6 protein-coding genes are annotated in these 5,936 nt (G+C 60.8%); all 6 read left to right on the top strand.

Annotated features, from left to right (window positions below; translation table 11 throughout):
* Positions 1-310: 310 nt before the first annotated feature.
* Positions 311-679, top strand: coding sequence for a DUF3040 domain-containing protein (locus HP499_RS19785; protein WP_089594493.1), 369 nt, complete (start codon positions 311-313; stop codon positions 677-679).
* 466 nt (positions 680-1,145) lie between these two features.
* The gene (gene mraZ, locus HP499_RS19775) at positions 1,146-1,577 is read left to right on the top strand and encodes a division/cell wall cluster transcriptional repressor MraZ (RefSeq protein WP_026542500.1); all 432 of its coding nucleotides are present in this window, start codon (positions 1,146-1,148) and stop codon (positions 1,575-1,577) included.
* Positions 1,578-1,744: 167 nt separating this feature from the next.
* Positions 1,745-2,743: a 16S rRNA (cytosine(1402)-N(4))-methyltransferase RsmH gene (gene rsmH / locus HP499_RS19770; protein ID WP_172325853.1), complete on the top strand. Its 999-nt coding sequence runs from the start codon at positions 1,745-1,747 to the stop codon at positions 2,741-2,743.
* Positions 2,740-3,402 (top strand): hypothetical protein, encoded by a 663-nt coding sequence (locus HP499_RS19765; protein ID WP_172325852.1) that lies wholly within the window; start codon positions 2,740-2,742, stop codon positions 3,400-3,402. Before rsmH ends, HP499_RS19765 begins: the two co-directional genes overlap by 4 nt.
* Positions 3,403-3,444: 42 nt before the next feature.
* Complete coding sequence (locus HP499_RS19760; RefSeq protein WP_172325851.1) at positions 3,445-5,241, top strand: penicillin-binding protein 2; 1,797 nt, start codon at positions 3,445-3,447, stop codon at positions 5,239-5,241.
* A 102-nt stretch (positions 5,242-5,343) separates the two neighbouring features.
* Positions 5,344-5,936: Mur ligase domain-containing protein (locus tag HP499_RS19755; RefSeq protein ID WP_309138427.1), on the top strand; the 593-nt coding region annotated here is incomplete at its 3' end.

The following is a 5,936-nucleotide window of genomic DNA, read 5'->3' as shown; positions in this document are numbered from 1 at the left end:
AACGTTTTGGATCGCGGACGTTGCTCCCGGCGAGGCTCCTGGAGCCGGGAAAACCTCCCGCCGGGACGTGACGAGCTGTGACCTTGGTCCCGCTCGGCAGTGGGCGTCTTTCAGAACTGCGTCGGACAAACTATCCTATTTATTACAGAGATTTAGATCGTCTGGACAAACTGTTTCCTGAGCAGTCGGCCCTGAGATGCCCGCTGAACCTAGAGGGAATTTTGGGAACGATTTTCTTAGTCCGATCGTTGTGGAAACAGACGCACAGAAGGCGTTATGTCCAGACGCTGGCTGACTAAAGGAGGTCGCGATGCCCCTCTCGGAGCACGAACAGAAGCTGCTTGAGCAACTGGAAAAGCAACTTCATGAGGACGATCCGAAGTTTGCCAGCACCATGGGCTCGGATCCCATCCGCAGTTGGTCAACCCGGCATGTGATTATTGGCGTGCTCGGCGCCATTGCCGGCATTCTCCTCCTGCTTGTGGGAGTTTCGATGCAGGCGATACCGGTGGGTGTCCTCGGCTTCGTCGTCATGGGTGCTGGCGTCTACTTCGCCACGCTGCGCGGAGCAGCCTTTGGCAAAGCCGGCAAAGGCAAGCCCGCTAAAGGGAAACCCAAGAGTTCGTTCATGAGCAGCCTCGAGGAGCGCTGGGACGAGCGGCGCCGCGACGACTCCTAAGTCCACCTCTACGCTCCACTACCGGCAAGGCCGGCCCCTGCCTTACGCGCGCCCCTGACGTTCACCAGGGATGACAAAAGACCCGCACACTGCGGGTCTTTTTGCGTTTAAGATGCTGCCTCGGGCAAGAACCGGGACACGCCGCCGTGTGGGGGAAGTTCCTCCACTTTCCACCCCGGCTCCACTTTGCCCCACTGAATACCTTCAGGCGGCATCCGGAGCAATGCTCTTGCCCGGCGTACCTGGCGGAAAGGGGCGCGCCCGGGCTCGGGCGCCGTTTCGCCCTCCACTTCCCACCACGGTGCCGGAATCCGCGCCGTTTCGCTCAACTCAAAACTCAAGGTGGTGGAGAAACGCTCCATTGTGCGTTGACTGTGGGGCTTTGTGGAGTAAAGTGGAGTACATAAGAGGGTAGTGGCAGTGTTGGGAATGAGCGGGCACCTTAACTGAGGGGCGGTGGGGCCAGATGTTTCTGGGCACTCACTCGCCGCGTCTCGATGAAAAGGGCCGGATCATCCTTCCCGCCAAGTTCCGTGAGGAGCTTGCAGAGGGGCTGGTCCTGACCAGGGGCCAAGAGCGCTGCATCTACGTCTTCAGCCAGAAAGAATTCGAACGTATTCACGAATCCATGCGGGAAGCGCCACTGTCTTCCAAGCAGGCCCGTGACTACATTCGCGTTTTTCTGTCCGGAGCCTCTGATGAAGTACCTGACAAGCAGGGGCGCGTGACGATTCCGCCGGCGCTCCGGGCATATGCGGGCCTTGGCAGGGAACTGGCTGTGATCGGCGCCGGTACCCGGGCGGAGATCTGGGATGCAGAAGCTTGGAATGAGTACCTCAACGAGAAGGAAGCAGCTTTCTCGGAAACGGATGACGACAATCTGCCCGGGTTCATTTAGCCGGGCGGAGGAAGCAGCAGTACCGCTTCTTGAATGGGATCTCCAGCCGCCCATCGAACTGTCTTCCTGGCTCACCTTCCCCTGAGCCAGGCCGACGGGACGATAGGCGCGGATGGGGATCCGATTCAAGAAACAGCAGGCCGGCGATTGAAGAAAGAGGAGGCAGCGTGGAAGAGCAGGACGCGGCAAAGCCCACATCGGAGCGCCACGTACCCGTCCTCAAAGACCGCTGCATCAACCTGCTGGCCCCCGGCTTTGAAGCTGCCAGGAAGCGGGGCGCTACCCCTGTCGCCATTGACGCAACCCTGGGCATGGGCGGTCACTCCGAAGCGATGCTGCAGCGTTTTCCGGACCTCCACCTGGTGGGTATCGACCGCGACGAGGAAGCCCTTGCCTTGGCTGGAGCGCGTTTGGAGCCCTACTCCGACCGGACGGACCTTGTTCACGCCGTTTACGACGAAATCGAAGACGTCCTTGCAGACCTGGGAATCCCCGAGGTCCATGGCATCCTCATGGATCTGGGCGTGTCTTCCCTGCAACTGGACGAGCGCGAGCGTGGTTTCGCCTATTCCTACGATGCTCCCCTGGACATGCGGATGGACACCAGCCGTGGCCAGACGGCTGCCGATGTAGTCAATAACTACAGCGAAGACGAACTGGTCCGCATCATCCGCAAATGGGGCGAAGAGAAGTTTGCCGGTCGTATTGCCAACAGGATCGTCAATGCGCGGGCCGATAAACCTTTCGCAACCACGGGCGAACTGGTGGAGCAGATCCGCAGTGTTGTGCCCGCCGCAGCCGCGAAGAGTGGTGGACATCCCGCCAAACGCACTTTCCAGGCGCTGCGGATTGAGGTCAACGAAGAACTGGATGTTCTGGAACGGGCCGTTCCTGCAGCTGTGGCCGCTACTGGCATGGGGGGCCGGATCGTGGTGATGTCCTACCACTCGCTGGAGGACAAGATCGTGAAGTCGGTTTTCCAAACCGGCTCCAAATCCTCTGCCCCGCTTGGTTTCCCTGTGGAACTTGAAGAACACAAACCTGACCTGAAGACCATCACCAAAGGCACGGAAGTGCCCACGGCAGCAGAAATCGCTGAGAACCCCCGCGCGGCGTCCGCCCGACTGAGGGCAGTAGAGCGCATCAAACCGAGGAGAGACGCATGAGCAACGCCGCAGCGAAGACACTGCCCTCCGTGGTGGGCAATACAGCCCGTGCGCTGCCCGCTCCGGCCGGGAAGCCTGACACCGGTCGTAAGGCCCGCACGCCGCTTTCCGTGGTGCGCAGCGCTCCGGGCAGACGTCGGACACCATTTGTGGTCCTCTGCTTCGTGGCCATGGCTGCTGCACTCCTGACCGTCCTTGTCCTGAACATTTCGGTCTCCACGGCCCAGTACCAGTTGGTCCAGCTCAAGGCCGAGGCAGCTACCCTCAACAAGGAAAACCAAGACCTGACACAGAGGAAGCAGAACTTCGAAGCTCCCCAGAATCTGGCTGCCAAGGCGGCAGAATTGGGAATGGTTCCTTCAACTGTCAAGGGGCAGATAGATCTGAATACGATGACCGTCACCGGAAAAGCAACGCCGGCAGTTAAGGGAGATGCTCCTTTGGCCCAGCTTGCTCCTCCGGCCGTAGCGGGCATGCTGGACGTAGTTCCGTCGGTGACCACCAAGGAACCGCTGGAGAACCTCAAGCCGGTGGCTCCGGTAGCGCCGGCCACTCCGGCGGCACCTGCGGCGACTCCAGCGTCTCCGGCAGCTGCACCGCCGGTTGAACTCCATGGGGGATCTGTCCCGGCCCCCCAGCAGAAGGCACCAGGGCAGTAATCCATCAGTCCACTGAAGCTAGGCCAGCAGCAAGGAATCAACGTGGCTCAGAACCCCGGCACATCGAAAAAAACGAAGACGCCGGCGGCAAAAAAGCGGTTGCGCGTTGGTCTTGGCATCATGCTGACCCTGCTGTTGGTAGTGGGTGGCAAGCTCTTTATGGTCCAAGGCCTGGACATGGGCGGAATGGCAGAAGCGGCGCTGGCGAAGCGACTTACTCCCCAGGTCCTGCCGGCAGAACGCGGCCAGATCGTGGACGCGAACGGAACCGTCCTTGCCAGCAGCGTGATCCGCTACAACCTGGTAGTTGACCAGGTCTTGAATACGAACACTGCCACTTTCAAGCGGTACAACGAAAAAACCGATGAAATCGAAACGATCTCCAGGGATCAGGGCATCTCTGAGTTGGCGACCCTCCTGGGTTCCGACGAAGAAAAGATCCGTGAGGCACTGACGGGCGAGAAAAAGTACTTCGTGGTTGCCAAGGACATCAAGCCCGAACTTGAGGACCGGATCTCCAAACTGAACATCCCCGGAGTGGTCCCTGAAGGTGTCAGCAAGCGCGTGTACCCCAACGGCAGCGTTGCCGGTGGCGTGGTGGGTTTCCTCCAGGACGGTGTCACAGGACAGGCCGGCATTGAGCAGACCCAGGATGAGATTCTTCGCGGTGTTGAAGGCAAGCGGGTCTTTGAGATCGGCGCTGACGGCCTGCGGATTCCGGTGGCCACCGATGAACTGACTCCGGCTGTGGATGGCAGCGACGTCAAGCTGACCCTTAACACTGACATCCAGTACTTCGCACAGCAGGCCATCCAAAGCCAAGTCAATAAGATGAACGCCGAGTGGGGGTCCATCATCGTGATGGATATCAAGACCGGAAACCTGGTGGCGTTGGCTGATACCAACGCCCCGGATCCCAACGATCCAGGAAAAGTGGACGCCAAGGACCGGGGCGTGCGCTCCGTGACTGCCGCCTACGAGCCCGGCTCGGTGCAGAAGATGATCACCGCCGCAGCTGTCATCGAGGAAGGCAAATCCTTCCCGTTGGACCATTTCACCATCCCCACGGCATACACCATTGATGGTCAGACGTTTACGGATGCTTTTGAACACGGCACGGAAGAACGTACTCTTGCCGGCATCCTGGGGTGGTCCATGAACACCGGCACCGTCATGGCCGGCAGCAGGTTGACCAAGGAACAGCGCTACGACTGGTTGAAGAAGTTCGGCATCGGCGAGCAAACGGACATCGGGTTGCCGGCTGAAGCCACGGGCATACTGGCCAAGCCTGAGCAGTGGGATGAACGGCAGCAATACACGGTGCTCTTCGGCCAAGGTGTGTCGCAGTCCACGCTGCAGACTGTCCGTGCGTTCCAGAGCATCGCCAACGATGGCGTGATGCTCCAGCCCAGGCTCATTGACAGCTACATCACCCCCGAGGGGGAGGAACAGAAGGTCGCTGCCAAGGATTCGCGCCAGGTGGTGTCCAAGGAGACCGCACAGCAGGTCCGGGACATTCTCGAAAGCGCCGTGACCGAAGGGCAGATCAAGGACGCTGCAATCGACGGCTACCGGGTTGGTGCAAAGACGGGAACGTCCCAGGCCCCCCGTGAGGACGGGTTGCCCGGTTTCGATGGCTACACCGCCTCGATGGTGGGCATGGCCCCGATGGACGACCCGCGTTTCATCGTAGAAGTAGTGCTGCAGCGTCCCAAGGGAAACATCTATGGCGTCACCAACGGGCCGGTGTTCCGATCAGTGATGGCCCAGGTCCTGCGGACCTATAACGTGCCGCCGTCCACAGGCACTCCCGCGCGGCTGCCCCAGTTCGTCAAGTAAGCTTTTTGGGCGTCTGTTCGGCCAAAATTCGATCCACCACTCAACGGCCCGGGCGCCGCTGGCCCCCAGCCGGTCGTTCCACGAGCACCAACGGAGAACCACGTGTCAGAGCACAAAGAGGCAGCCAACAACGTCACGACCCCGGATGCGGGCCGGTCAGGCTTCCGCCCCGGGTCTGTGGCAGCGGTGCCTTTGCACACCGTCGCGGAGGTCCTTGGCGTAGCCGCCCCGGAGGGAATCCGCGACGCGGGGGTAGCGGGGGTAACCGGTATTACGCTCAATTCCAGGGCTGTGGAACCCGGTGACTTGTACATGGCTTTGCCGGGCGCCTCCCGTCATGGTGCGGACTTCGTACCCCAGGCAGTCGAGGCCGGTGCGGTTGCGGTGGTGACGGACGACGCCGGGGCACGCCAGCTTGCGCTGGCCGGCGAACAGCCGGTACCTGTCCTCATCATTGATGAGCCCCGCACGGCGGTGGGACCGTTGGCGGCGCTGATTTACCGCAGCCAGCCGGCTGAGGGTGGCTACCCCACCCTTTTCGGTGTCACCGGAACCAACGGCAAGACCACCACCACCTACTTCATCAACTCCCTCTTGCGGGCTTTGGGAAAGAAGCCCGGACTCATTGGCACCATCGAGATCGTGGCGGGCGGGGAACCCATTCCAAGCCTGCTGACCACCCCGGAGTCCACAGA

Source organism: Paenarthrobacter sp. CM16 (assembly GCF_013179505.1).
In the GTDB taxonomy this organism is placed as follows: Bacteria; Actinomycetota; Actinomycetes; order Actinomycetales; family Micrococcaceae; genus Arthrobacter.
The sequence above is the reverse complement of the archived record's forward strand: the minus strand, read 5'-3'. Positions and strand labels throughout refer to the sequence as shown.

Coding starts and splice junctions, on each gene's coding strand:
- HP499_RS19785 (WP_089594493.1), top strand. CDS start 311: ATGCCCCTCTCGGAGCACGAACAGAAGCTGCTTGAGCAACTGGAAAAG.
- mraZ (WP_026542500.1), top strand. CDS start 1,146: ATGTTTCTGGGCACTCACTCGCCGCGTCTCGATGAAAAGGGCCGGATC.
- HP499_RS19765 (WP_172325852.1), top strand. CDS start 2,740: ATGAGCAACGCCGCAGCGAAGACACTGCCCTCCGTGGTGGGCAATACA.